This window comes from Chryseobacterium sp. 1B4, assembly GCF_036631475.1.
Lineage (GTDB): Bacteria > Bacteroidota > Bacteroidia > Flavobacteriales > Weeksellaceae > Chryseobacterium.
In genome coordinates this window covers 231,401-252,567 of record NZ_JAPNUF010000006.1, presented here as the reverse complement: position 1 = coordinate 252,567, position 21,167 = coordinate 231,401, and the positions used below count along the sequence as shown (strand labels likewise).

The window sequence follows — 21,167 nt, the reverse complement described above, 5'->3', positions numbered from 1 at the left end:
AAAACTTTCTTAAACACCCCGCTCTTAAAGTCAAAATACCTTTGCACATCTGATTGAAAGAAACCTCAAAATGATCTATCATCGTGAAAATCAAAGAGGTTTCCGGGCTAACATCAAAAAATTAATAATATAGATCTTCGGAAGAAATGAAAAAAGTAAAGATTGTACTGGGATTATTGTTTTTAGGGCTTGGGACAATGGCTTATGCACAGACCACACAAGCTTCTATTGTAGGGAAAGTTACCGGACCGGGAAGTACGGCTCAGGAAAAAGTGAAAGTAACGATCGTGAATGAGTCTACAGGATTCAGAACGGAAACGGAAACCAACTCAAAAGGGGAGTATATTTTTAAGGAAATTCCTTTGGGAGGGCCTTACACCGTCATTGTAAATGATGATAAAAAAGAAGGGTACAATGTGAACTTCGGTGATCAGGTGACAGTCAATATGGATCTTGGCAATGAGAAGCATATTGAAGAAGTAAAGATCACCGGAAACCTTAAAAACAAGATCGGAAACCTGGGAGCAGCTACCGCAATTTCTGCCAAGAACATCAGTATGCTTCCTGTAAACGGACGAAACTTTACCAACCTTACGGAACTGTCACCTTTAAGTGGAAAAGGAGGAAACCTTTCCGGGCAGCTTGGATCTTCCACCAACTTTACCATAGACGGGATGACTGCAAAAAATCCAACCTCTGCAGGATCTACTACCAGCCGAAGCGGTGCACCGTTTTCAATCTCTATTGAAGCAGTACGTGAATTCAAAATCACCACCAACCAATATGATGTTACATTGGGAAGAAGCGGAGGAGGAACGGTAAGTGCCGTTACCAAATCGGGAACCAATACGTTTTCAGGAAGTGCCTGGGAATATTTAAGAACCAACTGGCTTTCCAGCCCGTATGACATCAGGGGGAACAAAAGAGATAATGATTTCTCTACTTCCCAGTTCGGGTTTTCATTAGGAGGTCCGATCATTAAAAATAAGTTGCATTTCTTTGTAGCATGGGATCATCAGTTGGATTCAAGACCTTTGATAATTGCTGATATCAAGTCTCCGGATGACGAGAAAAGATTCAATACAACAACACAGACACTTAACCAGTTTCTGGATATTGCAAGGGCAAAATACGGGGTAGGAAACAGTCCGCAGTTCGGAAGCTTTGATAAAGTGAGAAACTCTGATGCCGGATTTTTACGTTTAGACTGGCAGATCAATGAAAAACATTTATTAACGCTTAGAAATAACTTCACCTACGATCTTAATAAAAACGGATTGGGGGATAACACCAATATCAACTTCTTTGAATCTTACGGAAATGACAAAAACCTTGATAACAGCTTATTGTTAACATTAAGATCAAACCTTCAGCCTAATCTGACCAATGAATTGAAGGCTCAGTATCTTTATACTTTCCAGGACAGCTATCAGAACAATCAATTAGGAAAACCGGTTCCGAGAGCAATTGTTGAAGGTGTATCTTCCAGTGTGGGGTCTACGAATATCCAGATCGGGGGACATCGTTTTGCTCAGGAAAGCTTCAGAAATAATGTATTCCAGATTGTAGATAACTTATATTACAATACAGATAAGGTAAAATATACGTTTGGGGCTGACCTTATGTATACAACGGCAAAATCAGTATACGGAAGTGAGGTGAACGGAAGATTCCATTTCCAGGGGATGAGTAATTTTGACACCATGACGCCTTACAGATTCTACAGAGAAGTTCCTTTGGTGGCTGATCCGTCTGTAAGATCAAACATATGGAACATCGGTCTATATGGACAATTCCAGACGAAAATTGCAAAAGGTCTTGATTTAATGGCCGGTTTAAGATTAGATTACGGCGGTTATCCGAAAGCAAAATTCAACCAGAAACTGTTTGATGAAATGGGAATCAGAACCGATAATCAGATCAAATCATTTGTCATCCAGCCAAGATTTCAGTTTGACTGGAACATCAATGAGGAAAATAAAGACTTCCTGAAGTTCGGTGCCGGAATTTTCTTCCGATATCAACAACTATATGATTATTAACAACCTTGTATTTGATGGGAAACACTTGGCTACAGTGGATGTAACAGGTAAAGATGTTCCGTTCCCGGATTTCAACAGTTACAGGAACGATTATAATTCTGTGCCTTCACTTTCCCAGTATCAGATTCCAACCATCAACTATACCGGTAAGGATGCAAAAATCCCGATTGTTTATAAAGCAAATATTTCATATACCCATTTCTTCAATGAAAGATTCAGAGCGGGAATTGCAGGATACATGGCTCTGGGTAGAAATAATTATTTTTATTACGACAGAAACATGGTGGCCAATCCTTTCTTTACCCTGGCTAATGAAGACGGAAGAGGAGTATTTATCCCTACAGGAGCTATTACCAATAATGCCAATAATAGTGTAAGTTTTGACTGGAAACAGGGAAGAATCAATAAGAATTTCGGAAGAGTACTGGAATTGGTGAGTGATGGTAAAGTAAATCAGTTCTCATTCGTAATCGATACAAGTTACCGTTACTGGAAAGACGGAGAAATCACAGCAAGTTACACATGGTCTGATATTAAAGACAATACTTCTTACAACGGAAACGTAGCCAACTCAGCGACATTGTCTACCATGATCCAGAGTGATCCGAGAGATCTCAGAATGACCTATTCAGACAACCAGTTCAGAAACAAAGTAGTGATCTACGGTAACTCTCCAACCATTGCAGGATTTACATTAGGGATCAGGTATTCGGGAATCGGAGGGACGCGTTTCTCAGCAACCACAGGAGGAAATATCAACGGAGACTTCGTAGATTCAAATGACCTTGCTTTTATCTTCCCTAATCTTACCAAAGCCATTCTGGATGATCCGCAGGTAGGGCAGGCCCTGAAAGATTATATCAATGAATATAACGGAAGAATCGCAGAGCGTAACGGAGGTAAAAACGGATTCTACGGAGTTTGGGACGTACGTGTTGCCAAGAAAATTAAATTCGATAAAGTCGGAGCTTTTGAACTTTCTGTAGATATCTTCAACGTAGCCAACCTTCTTAACAAAGAATGGGGGTAAACAAATCATACTCAAATACTTCTTGTATAAAGTAACCAAGTTCAATAAAGATACCATGCAGTACGAATACACCAAAAATGTAAGCGGAGGTGGTTTGGTTCCTTTGACAGGAAATCCTTATCAGATCCAGATCGGTGCAAAATATACTTTCTAACTTCTTTGAGCCACGGAAGACATAAAGGTTTCCGTGGTTCAATTTTTAATAACTACCTTTATCAGAAAGTTTCAGGACTTTGTTTTTAATAATCTAAATTATATTATGAAAAATTTTATCTTAGGGTTAGCAGTTTTAAGTACAGTTATGATGAAAGCACAAACCCAGATCATCGCCCACAGAGGATATTTCCAGGCTCAGCCTCCTACCACGGAAAATTCACTTCAATCGTTGGAAAATGCCCAGAAATTAAAAGTATATGGGTCTGAATTTGATGTAAGAATGACAAAAGACGGTGTATTGGTGATCAATCATGATGAGCACCATGGTAAAATGGAAATTTCAGAAACCACTTTCAAAGAATTGGAAGCATTGAAATTATCCAACGGAGAAAATTTTCCTACTTTAAAAGATTACCTGAAGCAGGGGAAAAAGATAAATCTCTGAAATTAATTGTTGAAATTAAACCTGCCAAAACTCCGGAAATAGAAAATGAAATCACGGAGAAAACAATTAAAATGATCAGGGATATGAAGTTGGAATCTCAGAGTGAGTTTATTTCTTTCAGCCTGAATATCTGTAAGGAAATCAAAAAACTGGCTCCATCCTTTAAAGTTCAGTACCTGAACGGCGAGCTGTCTCCTGAGCAGATTAAAAAAGAAGGATTGGACGGAATGGATTACCACTACAGTGTTTTCCAGAAGAACCCGACATGGATTGCTGAAGCAAAAGCTTTAGGATTAATTACCAATGCCTGGACTGTGAATGATGTTGCCGTATATGATGAGCTGAAGAAACAGGGAATAGGGTTTGTAACAACCAATATTCCTGATCAGTTAAAGAATAAATAAACAGATTTAAAATCTTCAGAATATAACAACTGAAGGACAAAGTATTCCCCTCCGGAGGAGGGGTGTCAAAATTCGAAGAATTTTTGACGGGGTGGTTTAATTATACCCCCAGTTAAATCAATTACAATCATAATTTACACAGTCTGACTCTTAAAAAAGGGGTCAGACTGTTCGTTTTTGGAACTTACCCCTTATTTTTTTGTAGGAGAAAATTTGCTATTTAATGTATGTTATAATATTGTAAATCAATCATTTGTGTGTTTTGTATGGTATTATCTCAATGCAAGACAATAAAGATACATAAATACAGTCTGGAAACCGTATTAAAAATACTTAATTGATTAATTGCCTGTTAATAAGTTATTTATCTAATGTTATTAAGACTGGCTTAATAAATGGTTTAATAAATTTTTAAGAAACGTTAAAAGTGTGTTAAGACGTTCCTTGTAATGTCGTTCTAATTTTGCGCAAACAAAAAGGAAATGCGTAAAGAGACACAAAAACTGTTGGTTTTGTCGCTGTTAGGATTCGTCAGCGTCAATCTGGCAGCACAGCAGAAAGCTAAAAAAGACACGGTTAAAGGACTTGACGAAGTAGTGGTTACTGCTTTGGGCATCAAAAGACACGACAGGGCTTTAGGTTATGTTGCCGAGAAAGTAGAAGCCAAAACTTTTGAAGAAACCCAGAATAACAACTGGGCACAATCAATGGAAGGGAAAGTGGCAGGTCTTAAAATCCAGACCGCCGGAGCAGGGCCGCTTGGAACTTCCAGAATTACCTTGAGAGGGGAAAAATCCATTATGATGGATCACAACTATGCTCTGATCGTAGTGGATGGGGTTCCATTGGGAAATTCTACCACAGGTTCCGGTACGGCAGCCTATGGAGCAGGTTCGGGAGGTGATGTTCCCATTGATCTTGGAAATGGTTTAAACAGCATCAATCCGGACGATATTGAATCTGTAACCGTATTAAAAGGAGCTTCTGCAGCGGCATTATACGGATCCCGTGCCGCCAATGGAGCCTTGATGATTACCACAAAATCCGGAAAAACAAAAAACGGAAAACTGAGAGTAACTTTTAATTCTTCTTCAAGCTTTGATACAGTATTGAAGTGGCCGGACTGGCAGTACGAATACGGACAGGAACACTGGCAACCAATACAGCAGGAAATTTTTACTATTCTTATGGCCTTTCTCCGGATGGACCAAGTACAGGAGGAACCAGTAGTGCTTTCGGGCCTAAATTCGCCGGACAATATTATTTCCAGTATGACCCTGAGGTGATGGGACAGAGTAAGGAAAGGCAATTGTGGAGACCTTATGAAAATAATATCAAAGGTTTCTGGAGAGCAGGTTCTAACTATTCAAACAGTATTTCTGTTGAAAGCTCCAATGAGAAAACCAGCTTCAGAACTTCACTGACGTATCTTAATAACGAGTGGATGATGCCGAATACAGGCTTCGACAGATTCAATTTTGCCTTATCTTTTGCCCATCAGCTTACCCAAAAATTAAAAATATCAACAAAATTTGCTTATAACACTACTACCAGTGATAACCTTCCTGCGACGGGATATAACAACCAGTCGATCTCCTATTTCATGATCTTCCAGAATCCCAATGTGGATCTTGAATGGTACAGACCGATATGGAAGCCGGGTCAGGAACAGGTTGATCAGATCCATCCGTTCAGCTCCTATATAGACAACCCTTATATGATTGCTTACGAAATGCTGAATGGAGTCAGAAAGAAGACTATTACAGGAAATATTACGGCAGATTATCAGTTTAATAAGAATTTTAGCCTGATGCTGAGGTCAGGAATTGAAATTCTGAATGAAAAAAGAACGACCAAAAGACCATGGAGTTCTGCCAATTACCAGAAAGGGTTCTACAGAGAACAGTTTATTAAAAATCAGGAATACAACAATGACCTCTTATTCTCTTACAAAGCAGATTGGAATAAGCTCAGTATTTCCGCCTCTGCCGGAGGGAGTATCCGTTATAATGAATACCTGTTGAATGATTATCAGGCTATCGGATTGAAAACAGCAGGAGAATACAGCCTTACCAATGCACTTAATATTCCGGTTAAATATCCCGCACCAAGGGATAAGCATGTAGACAGTGTATACGGGTTACTTACCCTGGGTTATGATAATAAAGTATTTGTGGACATTACAGGAAGAAATGACTGGAGTTCTACGCTTCCGAAGCAAAACAGGTCTTTCTTTTATCCTTCAGTGAGTACCAGTTTCATTTTATCAGATATTTTTAATCTGAAAAGCAATAACCTGAACTTGTGGAAACTGAGAGCTTCATGGGCAAAAGTAGGGATAGACAGTGATCCTTATCTTTTGGATAATTATTATACAGCCAGCAACATTACAGGAAGTGTGGTAGCGCCTACAACTTTTAATAATCCTTCCCTTAAGCCTGAAAAAAATACCAATATTGAAGCCGGTATGGATTTCAGCCTTTTCAAAAACAGATTGAACCTTAATCTTACCGCTTACCAGAATGTCAGTGAAAATCAGATTATCCCTGTATCATTGCCCACCGAAGCAGGATATTCTAAAAGGATCATCAATGCCGGAAAAATCCGAAACAGAGGTTTGGAACTTTCAGCAGATATTTTAGCCATAAAAGGTAAAGACTTCTCATGGAAGGTTGGTGGAAACTGGTCTACCAATGAAAACAGAGTGATGACGCTGCCTGAAGGTTTTGACGGAATTGTTTCTAACGTAGGAGATGTGGTTTTCTATAAAATGGAAGTAGGAGGTTCACTGGGAGATATGTATGGATTTAAATTATTAAGAACTCCGGACGGAAAAGTAATTTACGGGGATAACGGACTTCCGGCAAGACCTGCAGATATTGAAAAAGTAGGAAATGCATTCCCGAAATGGAGAGCAGGTCTTCAGAATGATTTCCGGATTAAAAATTTCACGATAAGCTTCTCATTTGACGGTCAGTATGGGGGTATTGCTTATTCTCAGTCGCATCATAAAATGTCTGAGCAGGGGAAGCTGAAATCTACCCTTCCGGGAAGAGATAACCCTGGCGGAATGATTGTAGGAGACGGGGTTGTTCAGAACCCTGACGGAACCTTCAGTACGAATACAAAAGGAGTACTGGTATCTTCTTACTACGGAGATTACTACAGAAGAGCCAATGTGGAAACCAACAGTTTCAGCACAGATTTTATTAAACTGAGAGACGCAAGGATTGCTTATTCATTCCCTAAAGAAACCATAAAATCTATAGGTCTGGATGACCTTACGATTGCCATTTTCGGAAAGAACTTATGGATGTGGACCAAGTTTCCAATGTTTGATCCTGAAGTAGCTACACTGGATAATGCAACCATCACTCCGGGAGTTGAGATGGGTCAGCTTCCAACAGCAAGAACAGTCGGTTTTCAGTTAAATCTTAAATTCTAAAATCTTTAAAAATGAAAAAAATAATCATACATCTTACATTGGCAGTTTCTGTTTTCATGTTTCAATCCTGTGACAGAACTTTCGAGGAGTTCAATACAGATACCAGCAGGATTAAAGACCCATCCGTAGGAAGCCTTCTTGCTCCTATCCAGTATGAAATGGGAAGTTATGGCTATAACAGGGCAGATGATTTCACTTTTGACATTATGCAGATTGCTTTGGATTTTCCGAATGAAGGAAATACCTACAGCAGATATTATATGGACGAAAAAGTGGCAACGGCTACTGGAATACTTCTTACAGATGGCTTAAGCAGGTAAATGATCTCAGAAAATATGCAGACAAAGAACAGAATAATAATTATCTGGCTATTTCAATGGTCCTGAATGCATGGATTGCCTCCAACCTTACTGATGCTTTCGGTGATATACCTTTATCCGAAGCAGTAAGAGTTGAAGAAAATATTTTAAAACCGAAATATGATAAGCAGAAAGATGTTTACATCCAGCTGTTAAATGACCTGAGAACGGCCAATTCATTATTCAATACCAATCAGGCGTTAACGGAAACAGATCTGTTTTATAATGCCAATACCAACAGCCAGGCCGGTATTTTAGGATGGAAAAAGTTCTGTAACTCCCTTTCATTAAGGTTACTGACCAGAATTTTAAGCCGAAACGGAGAAGTAAATGTTTATGAAAGAATTCAGGAAATTGTTAATAATCCTGCTCAATATCCTATTTTTCAGAATAATACAGACAGCGCGGTACTTCCGCTTTCCGGAATATCTCCTACCTGCCGCCAATAGCCCGTCCACAGGATTTTACAGCTTACAGGGCAGCAGGTGAATTCTTTGTGAATGCCATGAAAGATAATAATGATCCAAGACTGAGTATGTTTTTTACAAAAGCGAAAGCAACATCAGGAGAAGATCTTGGCTATAAAGGAGCTCCTTCTGGATACGCTTTGGGAACAGCTTTCAACTATCAGCCTTCCAACCTGAACCAAAATCTGGCGAAAGCACCTTTAAAGATTTTAATCATGACTTATTCTGAAGTGCAGTTTATCCTTGCAGAATTAGTCAATAAAGGAATCATCGCAGGAAACCAGCAGACCTACTATGAAACCGGAGTGAAATCAATTATTGAACAATGGGGTGCAACAGTTCCGGCCAATTACTTCAGCAATCCTAAAGTAGCCTATGACGGTTCTCTGGAAAAAATTATGCTTCAGAAATATATTTCGCTGTTTTTTGTTGATCACCAGCAATGGTATGAATACAGACGTACAAAACTTCCGGTGCTCCCTAATAACGGTGGTCTTCAGAACGGCGGGCAAATGCCCGTGAGATTCATGTATCCTACCGCTACAAAAGTGATGAATACAGAGAATTATAACGCAGCCGTACAATCAATGGGAGGAGACAATATTAACGTGAAAATGTGGTGGAATAAATAACAAATTGAATTTAAAATTGAAAATAATTTAAAGATTAAAAAAATGAGTATCAATATAAAACTTTTAATGCCTTGTATGCTGGTTTCTGCAATGGCATTCTCACAAGCTTCTGTTTCAGGATATGTATTCGAAGACAGTAACAAAAATCAAAAGAAAGAAAACCGAGAAAAAGGAATTGAAGGGGTAGCCGTTTCTAATGGTGTTCAGGTAGTTCTTACGGATAAAAACGGCAGATACAGTCTTCCGGTTCAGGAGGATCAGACTGTTTTTGTGATCAAGCCATCAGGATATCAAACCGCTTTAAACGCAAACAATCTCCCGCAGTTCTATTACCATCATAAACCCAAAGGTTCTCCTGCAGATTTTAAATACAAGGGAGTAGCCCCTACAGGAGATCTTCCAAAAGAGCTGAACTTCCCGCTTTATCAGCAAAAAGAAGACAAAAACTTTGATATACTTGTTTTCGGTGATCCGCAGCCTTACACAGAAAAAGAACTGGATTACTTCAAAAGAGGAATCGTAAACGAAGTAAAGAATACGAAGAAAAATGCAGTATTGGGAATAAGTCTGGGAGATTTGGTAGGCGACAACCTAAGCCTCCAGAAACCTTACGCAGATGTGATGAAAGAAGTCGGACTGCCTTGGTATAACGTGATGGGAAATCATGATATGAACTACGATGCAAAAGAAGATAAGCTTTCGGATGAAACATTTGAATCTAATTTTGGCCCTGCCAACTACTCCTTCAACTACGGTAATGTACACTTCATCATTTTAGATGATATTCTTTATCCGGATCCGAGAGACGGCAAAGGATATTGGGGCGGATTCCGTGATGACCAGCTTCAGTTTATTGAAAACGACCTGAAACTGGTTGATAAAAATAAACTGATCGTCATCTCTTTCCATATTCCGCTGGAGCATAACAATGAAGATAACTTCAGAAATGCGGACCGTCAGAAATTATTTGATTTCTTAAATCCTTTCCGGAATGTTTTGCTTCTGTCAGCACATACCCACATACAACAGCAGATTTTCTATGGTAAAAAAGCAGGCTGGAACGGTATCAGGGAATTGCATGAATATAACGTAGGAACTACTTGCGGAGACTGGTATTCCGGAACACCGGATGATGCAGGACTTCCTACTTCTACCATGAGAGACGGAACTGCAAAAGGATATTCTTTTATCAGCTTTACAGACAATCAGTATAAAGTGAAATACAAAACAGCCGGAAAACCGGATGATTATCAGATTAAATTATATGTTCCGAAAGTGATTCCTTCCTCAAGAACTTCTGCAAAAGTATTGGCCAATTTCTTTATGGGAAGCAAAAAAGACAAAGTGGAATACAGAATAGATGGCGGAAAATGGGAAGAAATGGAGTATGATGAAACGATCGATCCTAATTTTGCCCTTTCCGTTTTCAAATGGGATTCCACAGATAAAATTTTTCCGGGAGAAGACCTTCCAATCCCGAAATGTCAAAGCACATCTGGGAAGCTGATTTTCCGAAAAAATTACCATTGGGAAAACATAAAGTTGAGGTGAAGGCTGTTGATATGTACGGAAATGAATTCTCTGCTTCAGAAGAGTTTGAAGTACAGAATCCAATCCAGATTCCTTAAGCTTTTTATTTTTTTACTATACCTTTTTTAGATTTTGAAACCGGTTCTCATGAGCCGGCTTTCATTTTTAATGAGGCATAGATAAACCACAGAAGTCACAAAGGTTTTTAAAAACTCAATTTTTTTAAGCTATAATTTTAAGTTTAATGAAGGACACTTAGATTTTATATAAAAATATATGTTTTCATTTTATGTGAGCTTTTATGAAGAGTGATTACAACTTTAAATTTCTCAATGTTAATCATCTTTTGTAACTTTTGTGGTTAAATAAAATATAAGTTAAATCTATGTTTTCAATGCTTCGTAAAAATGTTCTTTTGTAACTTTGCAGTAAGAAAAGTATCATTACTATGAATATAAACGGAAAAAATGCCATCGTAACAGGTGGTGGAAGAGGACTGGGAAAAGCTGTAGCATTAGCTTTAGCCAATGAAGGAGTAAACGTTGCCATTACAGGAAGAAACGAAGAAAATCTTAAAATGACGGTTGAAGAAATCAAAAGACTGGGGGTAAACTCAGCATACGCCGTTTTTTCTGTGGACAATGAAATTCAGGTAAAAGCTGGAATTGAATCTTTAGCAGAACAGTTGGGAGGAATTGATATTCTGATCAACAACGCAGGAATCGGAGACTTTGGATCGATTGAAGAAATGCCTTCTGAAACATGGGAGCAGGTTATCAAGACCAACCTGTTCGGAGTATATTACGCGGCCAAAGCAGCTTATCCATTTATGAAATCTAAAGGAGAAGGAGATATCGTTAACGTAGCTTCTACAGCAGGCCTGAAAGGAGGTCCGAATATGTCTGCATACGCCGCTTCAAAAGCAGCTGTTGTATCTCTGTCGCAATCCATGATGGCAGAATGGAGAAAACAGAATATCCGTGTTATCACCTTGACTCCAAGTACAATTGCTTCGGATATGAGCATCCAGGGTGGTCTTACAGACGGAAATCCTGACAAAGTATTGCAGCCGGAAGATTTCGCAGAATGGGTAAGAGATATCCTGAAAATGAACAGAAGAGCACTGATCGCAAACGGATCTATATTCTCTACGAATCCATAAAAATTTAAATTTAAAGTTCAGGGTTTAAGGTTTAAAGTTGTCAGAAATACTTTTCCTTTATCTTGAGTACAAATTCAATAAGAGCGGGCTTTAGCCCGCTTTTTTAACAGTGTATTGTATGGCTTTAGCCAAAACTTGTAATCTTTCACTTTTCAAAAATCTACATAACCTTTCAAAAAAGAACTTTGAATTATAAAAATCAATAGGAGCGGGCTTTAGCCCGCTCCTATTTTACCTTCTGTTTAGGCTTTAGCCAAAACTTAGAATTTTTAACATTTTACAAAAAACAACCCAATAATTTATTTCCAAGTGTTTATAATAAGTTTGGGCTAAAGCCAATGGAATTTTTCATGATTTTTAAGACGGGCTAAAGCCCGCCTCTTGAATATACTATGCGCAATCATCGTGTTATTCGTGTAATCTGTGGGAAAAATGATAACTTTTGAGATTACATTTAAAAAATCTGTGTAATAAAAAATAAAAATCCCCTGTTTCAGCCAAAAATGACCCCATCATTTTTTTAACCGTAATAACATTAGTATTTTTGCAGCAAATTATTCACATGCAAAATTATTTAGAATTCAATTTCAAAATTTCTCCATTACAACCCTGGAATGAGATATTAATGGCAGAGCTTATAGAAATAGGTTTTGACAGCTTTACAGAAGAAATTGACGGAATTTTAGGATATATCCAGACAGACTTGTTTAATGAAGATCAGTTGAAAGCCCTTCCGATCTTTGAAAATGAAAACGTAAAAATCAGATATTCCTTCGAGGAAATGCCGAATATCAACTGGAATGAAGAATGGGAAAAGAATTTCTCTCCCATCAATATCGATGATAAAGTATTGATCAGAGCAGAGTTTCACGAATCTGTACCGGGAATGCATGAAATTATTATCCAGCCTAAAATGTCTTTCGGAACAGGGCATCACCCTACCACCCATCTGATGATCCAGCAGATGATGGATATTGATTTCAATGGTAAGAAAGTATTGGATATGGGATGCGGAACTTCCGTATTGGCCATTTATGCAAAACAGCAGGGAGCAGGAGATACAAAAGCCATTGATATTGACGAATGGTCAGTAGAAAACTCCAAAGAAAATGCGGTAAGAAACAATGTAGAACTGGATATTGAACAAGGAACTGCTGAAAACTTAGGGAAAGAGAATTATGATATCATCCTGGCCAATATCAACAGAAATATCCTTATTTCAGATATCCCGGCTTATGTTTCAGTATTGAATGACGGTGGGAAATTATTGCTTTCAGGACTGTGTTTCTTTGATGTAGATGATATTCTGGAAGTATGCAGGGAAAGCGGCCTTGAGCTGAAAAAACAGTTGCAGCGTGAAGAATGGGTAAGCCTTCTGCTTGAAAAATAACACACAAAACAAAATACGAATATGAAAACTTTATGGACAGCTTTATTCTTACTGATGCTGCAGTTTTTTGCCGCTCAGGAAAATGAAGCATATGCAGATGGTATCTTTGGTTTCGAAGAAAATAAAGCACAGAAGATCTTTACAGATTGGACCCGTGTAAGACTGAATCCGGGAGTGAATAGCCAGATTGTAGATTCACTTCAGACCAATCAGCAGGTAATGATTCTTAAAAAAGAAGAAGGTGTTCTGAAATTGGGAGAAAGAGCCGCGAACTGGTATAAAATATCTTACCAGAAAGGTGGAAATACCTTGGAAGGATATATCTGGGGCGGTAACCTTTGTGTAGGGTACCGTAACAAAAACGGATATGATTTCCTTTTCGGACTTTCCAAAACAATTGACAGGATGAATAAAGAATTGAATGAGATCGAAAAACAGAACATTGCCGGAATAAAAGCTATGGAAGGAAATACACTCATTGATGAGGTGTATTTTGATACCGGAAAAAGAGAAGAGCTTAGCTCCGGATCTTTCAATATAGAAAGCAGCCACAAACTGCAGAATGTTGAATTCACCCTTAAAGCAGGAGTTTCTGGTGAAGCCTGTGGAATAGCCGGCTATGATCAGTATGTTCTTTTTAAAGATAAAAAACTGATTGCTCTTCCACAATTGATGAATGTGGGTGATGTCGGTGCTTTTTATCATAGTGAAGAATTTGTTTTCCCGAATGATAAAGGAGGAATGCCCAATGCATTTATCCTGAAAGTAGAAGATATGGAGATAGATGAGAAAGACAGGGAAAAGAAAAAGCAATCTTCCAAAACCTATCTGTGGAATGGAAATTCTTATAAACTTAAATAATAGTATTTATTCTTAATACATGAAAACCGTTGTCCTTACAACGGTTTTCTTCTTTAATGAAATTCATGTCCTGAAATAGATTTAGTACAAAAAAATAGGACCGGAACAAGCCAATCCTACCCAAACATGATTAAGTGTATAGTTGAGCCATTAAAGGCTGCAAGGAATTAAAGTGCACAAAAAGATTTTTATTGACCCTTAACAAATGTTTTACCTACTAATTAAGCTGATTCAATGACCTTTCGGTTATGTTTATAATGTAAAAGTAGTATGTACTGTTCTCTCAATGTGCAAAATTTCTGCTGATTCAGCGAAATAAGCCATTGAAACGGTATTTTAAACCAATGAAACGGATAAGATAATCTGTGTGCTTTTATTCAAAAATTAAAAGTATGGTACCTGCGATGATCAATAGCGCTCCTATAGCTGTCTTCAACGTGAGGGACTCTCCGAGAAATACAACAGAAAGGACAATAGTCAGTGCCACGCTTAATTTATCTACCGGGGCAACCTGGGTCACCTTTCCGATTTGCAGGGCTTTAAAATAAAATATCCATGAAAGTCCTGTTGCCACTCCGGAAACGGCAATGTAGATAAGATTATGTCTGGAAAGTGCAGGGATTCCCTTGTATTCACTTCGTGCGAAGACAATTCCCCAGGCTACCAGTAGAATAATAACACTTCTTATGGCTGTTGCCAGGTTTGAGTTAACTCCTGTGATTCCAATTTTGGCAAAAATTGCAGTCAAGGAAGCAAAAAAAGCTGAAAGAATTGCATATACCCACCACATATTTTAATGTTTTAAAAATTATTAATCAGTATTAAGTCTCTCCATTTTTTAATGATCGTCCTCGTATTCTTTACTTAAAGATAGCCAAAATAAGCAAAAGAAGATTGCATTTTCTTACTTACTGTATCCAGTCACTTGCCGCTGTAATATCAGCCTGTCTCGGGAATACTTTATTCATCAGTACGCGGTGTACCTCTTCGTCACCATCTTTACAGCAATCTTCAATCACGGTAAGCTGATAATCTTTATCTGCAGCTTCTCTTAGGGTAGATAAAATAACGCCGCTGGTCGATACCCCTGTCAGCACCAGATGCTGAATATCCAGTCCACGAAGGACAACTTCAAGATCACTTCCTGTAAAAGCGCTGAATCTCCGTTTGGTAATAACAATATCATCTTCTTCAGGAATGAGCTCCGGATGAATTGCTGCCCATTCTTTCATGTCAATACCTGCCATGCGGGGTTTTATGGCCGAAAAGGCTTTATTATTGGCACTGATCTCCGGCATTCCCTGTCTGAAGCTTACAGTAATATAAATGACAGGAATATCACGGTTTCTTGCGGTCCGGATAACCTCTTTGGTATTAGAGATCAATGCTGTTGTATCAGCTAATGTGTTGACGATAGCCGACTGCATGTCCATTACCAGTAATGCTGTGTTTGCTTTTTCCATTGTTATTATATTTTATTGATAAATTGTTCCTCGGATTCTTCCAGTAATTCTTCATTGACAGCTTTTGTCTTATTCTTCTTAAATAATAAGTTCCTGAAAACAACAGCAATTACAATTCCTGCAATGCCTTCCAGCAATAAGGTTCTTGGAGCACCTATTTTCTCAGAAACAAACCCGATCAGTACACTTCCCAAAGGAAGCATTCCGAATATAGCAGTCAGCAGTATGCTTATTGCCCGGGAACGCATTTCCGGGATGACTTCAGATTGCACAATAATATTACAGGTGGTAAACTGTGCAACACCTCCCAATCCCGTCAGTGCAGCAAAGAACATAGACCAGTAGAAATGGGTGGCATATGAAAAAAGAATCAGCCCGATACTCAGGATAATTGTACTCAGGATAAGAATATTCCTCATGGATGCTCCTTTTTTAACGAAGCCAGAAATACAGTGCCCAGAACAGCCCCGATTCCGATAAAACTTGATATATAGCCGAATGTCTTGGCGTCTCCTTTGAAAATTTCTTTAGCATAAACCGGAATTAAGGTGTCATAAGGTAAGATCAGTAAACCTGTAATGCTCAGCATAATGATCACAAGACTGATAGAAGGCTCTTTTTCAGATATCTGAAACCTTCGGCCAGTTCCGTGAAAGTTCCTTTTTTGTTGGCTTTTTAGAAACAATCTTTATTTTCATCAAAGAAATGGAAACCATTACTGCTGCAAAACTGGCTGCATTGATCAGAAAACAGGTCCCTGCCCCGAATTTTTGCAGAATGATCCCGGATAGGGCAGGGCCTGCTAATTTTGCAATACTTGCCATCGCCGCACTCAGTGAAAGGGCACTCGGAAGATCTTCATCATCCGTTACCACCTCGTTGATCATCGCCTGACGTGCCGGAATATCATACGCATTAATGATCCCCAGAAAAACACTTAATATAATAAAACTCCAGATATTCTGGTGTCCTGTCATGACCAGGAAAGCCAGCAAAGAAGCCTGGATTAATGATAAAATCTGGGTGATCTGTATGATTTTATACCGGTTATACCGGTCGGCTGCTACCCCTCCGAATGCTGAGAATAAGAAAGACGGAAACTGTTCGGCAAAAATGGTCAGCCCCAGCATAAATGCAGATTGCGTCATGCTGTATACAACCCATACTACGGCTGTACGCTGCATCCATGTTCCAAATTGAGATACAGAACGCCCAAAAAAGTACAACGTATAATTCGTGCTTCTGAACGCCCGGAATGTGCTGATATTACTTAATTTGTTCATATTTTAAAATAAACTTTTTGACAAATAATGTAAAAATGTCAAAATCTGGATAAAAAATTTTAACTGATATGTTTAATAACCATAGAGGTCAGAGTAGTGACTGTATTATTCAGGTTTTCAAAATCATTTTTTAAACCCATCTCACGCCTGATTCCCCTGATGCTGCTCAGCAGGATAAAAATAATCGTTTCCTGTTCCTCAATACGGACTGTTGGGATTTCGTTACTCTTAATACCGGCTGAAAATAAATTGAGCAGAAGATTTCTCTCTGCTTCCATCATCTGGTTATGGGCTCCGATAATATGCTTTGATCTTTCTTCATTGTCCATTCCTGCTTCTATTGCTCTGAAAAATGAAGACCTTTCTTCCGAAGTCTTTACTTTAGAAAGACAAAACTCTTTGATTTTTTCTTCGAAAGTATTTCTTTTCTTCATATTGGCATCAATCTCAGCAATAACTTCTTTGATAAGATTGTCCAGAACAGCCTGGAAAACCTCCTCACGGTTTTTATAGTAATAATAAATAGACGTTCGGCTTTTACCAACAGCTTTGGAAATATCATCCATGGTCACTTTCTTCAGGCCATACTTCAGATACAGCCCTGAAGCGGTTTCCAGGATTTGCTGTGAAAGTTGGTCTTGTTCGGTTTGAGATGACATTTTTTTTAATATGGATACAAAAATACAACATTTTGACAAAAAAACAAATTTTGTCAAAATGTTGTATTGCTATAAGAATTAACCTGTATGTCTGATTTCTAAGGAGTAGCCTTTACCGCATTATACATCATAGAATCTTTCTGCTGATTGGTATAATCGTATTTGTAATGATAGAATGAAGACTCCCAGTCGCCATATCCTACATTTGGAATAATAATGAATTTTTTACCAAAATCATCCGCGGAACTCTTCACTGCTGCAGAACGTTCAGCTTCTGATTTATTATCAAACAGGCTGGAGAAATCTGCAAGATTGTCACCTAACAGTAAAACAATGTTATAATTTTTAGCAATGTCCTGTCTTCGGTTCTCTTTGCTGCTTTCTTTCGTACGAAGAATAAGATGGGAGTCATTTTGAAGAGGAAAATTGTATTTTTTAAGATTCTTTAATGTACCTGCACGTTCCTGCTCCTTACGGTTGGTCACATAAAAAACCTGAATACCTTTGCTTGCTGCATATTGATAAAATTCCTGAGATCCGGTAAGAGGAGGTGCAATGCCCTTCGCTGTCCATTCTTCCCATGTTGCCTGATCATAGCCTTTGCCTGTTTTTGAACGCTCAACTGCGTAATACGAATTGTCCAGGAAAGTTTCATCAATATCTGAAACAATAGCAAGCGGTTTTTCTGATTGCTGTGCCAGGGCCTCGTCTAAACGGAGTTTTGCAATATTGTAAGCCTGAAGGCATAAAGCTTCATATTCGGCCGCCCGCTGCTGATAAAATGCACCATATATTTTCCCGTGAAGTCCAAGATTCTGGTAAGGTGTATCTTGAATGGCAGCCTTTGAAACCGGAGCCGGAGTTTTGCACGATGTAGTCAGAACCAAAAGACTGCTTGCGATAATGAAGGTGAGATTTTTCATTGGATTAGAATAGAGTCAGACAAATTTATGACAATTTGATAGATTGACGAAATAGAAAGAAAGTCACGGTCAGCAATCGGGGAGTTTATATCTGGTAATGTGTACGGATAAAGTAACTAAAAAAGGATGTGGATGAGTGTATAATAATTATTAGATTTGAATATTGAATTTGAAAAAAATAAAAAGACGAAAAATTTTGAAATGACTAACCTATTTGAAAATTACCTATACTCTACAGGAGAGCTGTCAGCAGATGAAATCAACTTTTCTTCGCAGTTTTTCAAACCGGTCAGCTTGAAAAAGGTGATTTTTTTATTCGTGAGGACGAAGTCTGCCGTTATATTGGGTTTATCGTTAGTGGTGCTGTAAAAGCATATGGTGTTGATAAAGAAGGAAAGGAAAATATTACCTGTTTCAAATTTGAAAATGAATTTGCCACCTCGTTTCCGGAGTTTGTGGCACAGGAAAAATCCAGAAGGAGTATCAGGACTATAGAAGATAGTGTCATCTATAGAATCAGCTATCCGGACTATCAATATCTGATTGAGCAGGTTACCTCATGGAACGGAGTCATCAGATCCGTGATGGAGCAGGAGTATAATCAAAAAGAAAGTTATCTGCTGAATTACAATAATAAGTCGGCTCTGGATAAATACCATCATGTCCTGTTTAATGAACCCATGCTTGTACGGCGCGTAGCCACGCAGGATCTGGCATCGTATCTGGGCATCACACAACGATCGCTTACACGGGCGAAGGGACAGATCCATAAGCCTGACGCATTATAGGACAAATGTCCTTATGCAGTCCTGATCATCACTGTAGATTTGCACAAAAAAATCTATGCTACGTAAAATTGCTCCCGAAGTGTTCCATATTCCGCTGATGCCGCGAAACAGTATCAACAGCTATATTATCGAAGGTGTATTGGTAGACTCAGGAATACGGAGCTCATATGCCACTGTAAAAAAAGCTATCGGGAAAATCCCCGTTTATCAACATATACTGACGCATGCGCATGCAGACCACCAGGGTTGCAGTGATCAGATATGTGCTGAATTCGGGATCCCTTTACTATGCCATCCCAACGAAGTTTTCAGAACAGAAACAGGTATGGTAACAACTGACTACCCAACGCCGCAACATTGGATAGCAAAGCTTCAGCAAAAATATTGGGCAGGTCAGGGACATAAAGTTGAAAAGACAGTTGTTGAAAATGATACTATAGGAAACTTCCGGGTAATAGAGACGCCCGGACACTCGGCCGGCCATATTTCTTTATTCCGTGAGCGGGATGGTGTACTGATTATCGGTGATGCTTCAACAAATATGAACCTGCTTACTACAGCTGCCGGTTTGCACCTTCCACCAAATATGTTCACCTCGGACCAGCAGCGAAATATCAAATCACTCCAAAAGTTAGCAGAACTGAGCCCTTCCATTATCTGCTTTGGCCACGGACCGGTTTTGCGCAATACAGACCGGAAGTTTGAGCGGTTTGTGGCTAAATGCAGCACGGCTATTGAAAGATAGTTTGTGCTGTAATCTCAGATAAAAAATATGAATATCCAGGCCGCTTTATCTGCGGCTTTATCTTTTTTCAGATTAATCAGAGCATTCCTTTGACTTGTCCGATTAAAATCGGGATGCTCTAATTTTCGCTGTAAATAATTTTGAGTGATAAATAAAAAAGACTCACTGTTTCCAGTAAGTCTTTAAGTGAGCGCGAAAGGATTCGAACCTTTGACCGTCTGCTTAGAAGGCAGATGCTCTATCCAGCTGAGCTACGCACCCGTTAAATAATTTTGAAAAAACTATTAAAACAGTCGGGGCGGCAGGATTCGAACCTGCGACCTCCTGGTCCCAAACCAGGCGCGATGACCGGACTACGCTACGCCCCGAGGGTGTCATCAGTAACGAGTTTTACTTCGTTTTTGCGGTTGCAAAGGTACAATACTTTTTGAAATAAAAAAATAAAATTGAGAATAATTTTTAATTAATTTTTCATGAAGACTTTTTTCTTACCTTTACCGGGTTAATAACCATTGACTTAACTTATTTTTAAAATGATGAAAAAATTTTCGTTTTTTTTACTCCTCTTTTCATTTTTACAAATTTAAACGGTTTATTCATGGTGGTTTGCTCTGAATTATAAAAAATGGAAAAGAAGATTTCTATACAATTTATATTCCTGCGCTGGAAAAAGCGTTTCAAAATGATTCCGTCAATTTGGGTTTTTACGTTAGATCTCCCGAAGACTATCTTGATGATGAAGCAGTAAGACAAGTTGATCAATATCTGAAAGAACACGAAGATCAGTTTCTGGAAAAACAGCCTGTTATTTTGATGCCAAATCTTATGGCTGGCTTATTGAAAACTTAATATTTCAGAAAGCTTTACTGCTAAAGAAAACACACAGTAATTTTTATGACGTACGAAAGAAATAGGAATTTAATAATCATGTTGATTATAATTGCCGGCATATTTGTATACAAAATTATATTTTCATCAAAAAACAAAGACCGTTTTTTAGATGAAATTAGAGATAAGGATATAAAATCAATGGTTAGCAAAAAGTATATTAATTATGATAATCACAATATATCATTCTTGGTGTATGGCAATAAAGATAGTATAGTGTTGTATAAAGATTGGTGGGATAAGGTTTCTGTTGGAGACTCAATAATAAAACCAAAAGGCACTTTAGAGATAGTTATTACAAATTCTGATAAAATTGAAAAATTTAATTACGAAGATAAATTTGGTTTAGGCAATTAACAGCTTTAGCATTCCACTGCCCCGCAAAGTCTCCCGACTTTGAAGCAAAAAAATCAAATAATTTAATTCAATATAATGAAATCTCGCAAACCGCGAGATTTTTTCATTTGTAATAAGGACTAATCCCTATATTTGCCC

At 38.3% G+C, this 21,167-nt stretch carries 22 protein-coding genes, 2 tRNA genes and 2 pseudogenes; 17 read left to right on the top strand and 9 right to left on the bottom strand.

The window, feature by feature from the left end:
- Nucleotides 1-146: 146 nt before the first annotated feature.
- From OWR28_RS26890 to OWR28_RS07090, 13 genes and pseudogenes are all read left to right on the top strand, one after another.
- Complete coding sequence (locus tag OWR28_RS26890) at nucleotides 147-2,042, top strand: TonB-dependent receptor (protein ID WP_494168441.1); 1,896 nt, start codon at nucleotides 147-149, stop codon at nucleotides 2,040-2,042.
- Complete coding sequence (locus tag OWR28_RS26885; RefSeq protein ID WP_494168440.1) at nucleotides 2,032-3,072, top strand: hypothetical protein; 1,041 nt, start codon at nucleotides 2,032-2,034, stop codon at nucleotides 3,070-3,072. The genes OWR28_RS26890 and OWR28_RS26885 overlap by 11 nt, the downstream gene beginning before the upstream one ends.
- A gap of 22 nt (nucleotides 3,073-3,094) precedes the next feature.
- On the top strand, nucleotides 3,095-3,226 hold the full coding sequence (locus tag OWR28_RS26880; protein WP_494168439.1) for a hypothetical protein: 132 nt from the start codon (nucleotides 3,095-3,097) through the stop codon (nucleotides 3,224-3,226).
- Nucleotides 3,227-3,331: 105 nt separating this feature from the next.
- The gene (locus tag OWR28_RS07135; RefSeq protein ID WP_332386051.1) at nucleotides 3,332-3,673 is read left to right on the top strand and encodes a glycerophosphodiester phosphodiesterase family protein; all 342 of its coding nucleotides are present in this window, start codon (nucleotides 3,332-3,334) and stop codon (nucleotides 3,671-3,673) included.
- Nucleotides 3,589-4,077 (top strand): glycerophosphodiester phosphodiesterase family protein, encoded by a 489-nt coding sequence (locus tag OWR28_RS07130; protein ID WP_332386345.1) that lies wholly within the window; start codon nucleotides 3,589-3,591, stop codon nucleotides 4,075-4,077. Before OWR28_RS07135 ends, OWR28_RS07130 begins: the two co-directional genes overlap by 85 nt.
- 482 nt (nucleotides 4,078-4,559) lie before the next feature.
- Nucleotides 4,560-5,363: a TonB-dependent receptor plug domain-containing protein gene (locus OWR28_RS07125; protein WP_332386050.1), complete on the top strand. Its 804-nt coding sequence runs from the start codon at nucleotides 4,560-4,562 to the stop codon at nucleotides 5,361-5,363.
- Entirely contained in the window at nucleotides 5,363-7,522 is a 2,160-nt protein-coding gene (locus tag OWR28_RS07120; protein ID WP_332386344.1) for a TonB-dependent receptor domain-containing protein, read from the top strand. The genes OWR28_RS07125 and OWR28_RS07120 overlap by 1 nt, the downstream gene beginning before the upstream one ends.
- Nucleotides 7,523-7,533: 11 nt before the next feature.
- Nucleotides 7,534-7,842 (top strand): hypothetical protein, encoded by a 309-nt coding sequence (locus OWR28_RS07115; RefSeq protein WP_332386049.1) that lies wholly within the window; start codon nucleotides 7,534-7,536, stop codon nucleotides 7,840-7,842.
- A pseudogene (locus OWR28_RS07110) lies at nucleotides 7,776-8,980 on the top strand (SusD/RagB family nutrient-binding outer membrane lipoprotein). The gene OWR28_RS07115 and the pseudogene OWR28_RS07110 overlap by 67 nt, the downstream one beginning before the upstream one ends.
- A gap of 66 nt (nucleotides 8,981-9,046) precedes the next feature.
- A pseudogene (locus OWR28_RS07105) lies at nucleotides 9,047-10,608 on the top strand (calcineurin-like phosphoesterase C-terminal domain-containing protein).
- Between the two features lie 350 nt (nucleotides 10,609-10,958).
- Nucleotides 10,959-11,672 (top strand): 3-ketoacyl-ACP reductase, encoded by a 714-nt coding sequence (locus OWR28_RS07100; RefSeq protein WP_278352932.1) that lies wholly within the window; start codon nucleotides 10,959-10,961, stop codon nucleotides 11,670-11,672.
- Nucleotides 11,673-12,234: 562 nt separating this feature from the next.
- Nucleotides 12,235-13,062, top strand: coding sequence for a 50S ribosomal protein L11 methyltransferase (gene prmA, locus OWR28_RS07095; RefSeq protein ID WP_332386048.1), 828 nt, complete (start codon nucleotides 12,235-12,237; stop codon nucleotides 13,060-13,062).
- Between the two features lie 21 nt (nucleotides 13,063-13,083).
- A complete protein-coding gene (locus OWR28_RS07090) occupies nucleotides 13,084-13,923 on the top strand; it encodes an SH3 domain-containing protein (protein ID WP_332386047.1) in 840 nt (279 codons plus the stop codon).
- A gap of 373 nt (nucleotides 13,924-14,296) precedes the next feature.
- On the opposite strand, the gene OWR28_RS07085 is transcribed toward OWR28_RS07090, so the two are convergent.
- The 7 genes from OWR28_RS07085 to OWR28_RS07055 all read right to left on the bottom strand — a co-directional run bounded on the left by OWR28_RS07085 (nucleotide 14,297) and on the right by OWR28_RS07055 (nucleotide 18,251).
- Nucleotides 14,297-14,713, bottom strand: coding sequence for an EamA family transporter (locus tag OWR28_RS07085; RefSeq protein ID WP_332386046.1), 417 nt, complete (start codon nucleotides 14,711-14,713; stop codon nucleotides 14,297-14,299).
- A 118-nt stretch (nucleotides 14,714-14,831) separates the two neighbouring features.
- Nucleotides 14,832-15,386 carry an isochorismatase family cysteine hydrolase gene (locus OWR28_RS07080; RefSeq protein WP_332386045.1) on the bottom strand — a complete coding sequence of 185 codons (555 nt, stop codon included), beginning with the start codon at nucleotides 15,384-15,386 and terminating at the stop codon, nucleotides 14,832-14,834.
- 5 nt (nucleotides 15,387-15,391) lie between these two features.
- Entirely contained in the window at nucleotides 15,392-15,805 is a 414-nt protein-coding gene (locus OWR28_RS07075; protein WP_332386044.1) for an MFS transporter, read from the bottom strand.
- Nucleotides 15,802-15,975, bottom strand: coding sequence for a hypothetical protein (locus OWR28_RS07070; protein ID WP_332386043.1), 174 nt, complete (start codon nucleotides 15,973-15,975; stop codon nucleotides 15,802-15,804). Before OWR28_RS07070 ends, OWR28_RS07075 begins: the two co-directional genes overlap by 4 nt.
- A 31-nt stretch (nucleotides 15,976-16,006) precedes the next feature.
- On the bottom strand, nucleotides 16,007-16,669 hold the full coding sequence (locus tag OWR28_RS07065) for an MFS transporter (RefSeq protein ID WP_332386042.1): 663 nt from the start codon (nucleotides 16,667-16,669) through the stop codon (nucleotides 16,007-16,009).
- Nucleotides 16,670-16,728: 59 nt separating this feature from the next.
- Complete coding sequence (locus OWR28_RS07060; RefSeq protein ID WP_332386041.1) at nucleotides 16,729-17,328, bottom strand: TetR/AcrR family transcriptional regulator; 600 nt, start codon at nucleotides 17,326-17,328, stop codon at nucleotides 16,729-16,731.
- A 98-nt stretch (nucleotides 17,329-17,426) separates the two neighbouring features.
- Nucleotides 17,427-18,251 (bottom strand): 5'-nucleotidase, lipoprotein e(P4) family, encoded by an 825-nt coding sequence (locus OWR28_RS07055; protein ID WP_332386040.1) that lies wholly within the window; start codon nucleotides 18,249-18,251, stop codon nucleotides 17,427-17,429.
- A gap of 314 nt (nucleotides 18,252-18,565) precedes the next feature.
- Here OWR28_RS07055 and OWR28_RS07050 point away from each other — a divergent pair, with 314 nt between their 5' ends.
- Nucleotides 18,566-19,039, top strand: coding sequence for a Crp/Fnr family transcriptional regulator (locus tag OWR28_RS07050; RefSeq protein WP_332386343.1), 474 nt, complete (start codon nucleotides 18,566-18,568; stop codon nucleotides 19,037-19,039).
- A gap of 55 nt (nucleotides 19,040-19,094) precedes the next feature.
- Nucleotides 19,095-19,784: an MBL fold metallo-hydrolase gene (locus OWR28_RS07045; RefSeq protein WP_332386039.1), complete on the top strand. Its 690-nt coding sequence runs from the start codon at nucleotides 19,095-19,097 to the stop codon at nucleotides 19,782-19,784.
- 187 nt (nucleotides 19,785-19,971) lie between these two features.
- On the opposite strand, the gene OWR28_RS07040 is transcribed toward OWR28_RS07045, so the two are convergent.
- Nucleotides 19,972-20,045 (bottom strand) — tRNA-Arg (locus OWR28_RS07040).
- A 32-nt stretch (nucleotides 20,046-20,077) separates the two neighbouring features.
- Nucleotides 20,078-20,152 (bottom strand) — tRNA-Pro (locus OWR28_RS07035).
- 328 nt (nucleotides 20,153-20,480) lie between these two features.
- Here OWR28_RS07035 and OWR28_RS07030 point away from each other — a divergent pair.
- Together OWR28_RS07030 and OWR28_RS07025 are read left to right on the top strand one after the other, a co-directional pair.
- Complete coding sequence (locus tag OWR28_RS07030) at nucleotides 20,481-20,633, top strand: hypothetical protein (protein WP_332386038.1); 153 nt, start codon at nucleotides 20,481-20,483, stop codon at nucleotides 20,631-20,633.
- A 45-nt stretch (nucleotides 20,634-20,678) separates the two neighbouring features.
- Nucleotides 20,679-21,029, top strand: a complete 351-nt coding sequence (locus tag OWR28_RS07025; protein WP_332386037.1) for a hypothetical protein — start codon at nucleotides 20,679-20,681, stop codon at nucleotides 21,027-21,029.
- Nucleotides 21,030-21,167 lie beyond the last annotated feature (138 nt).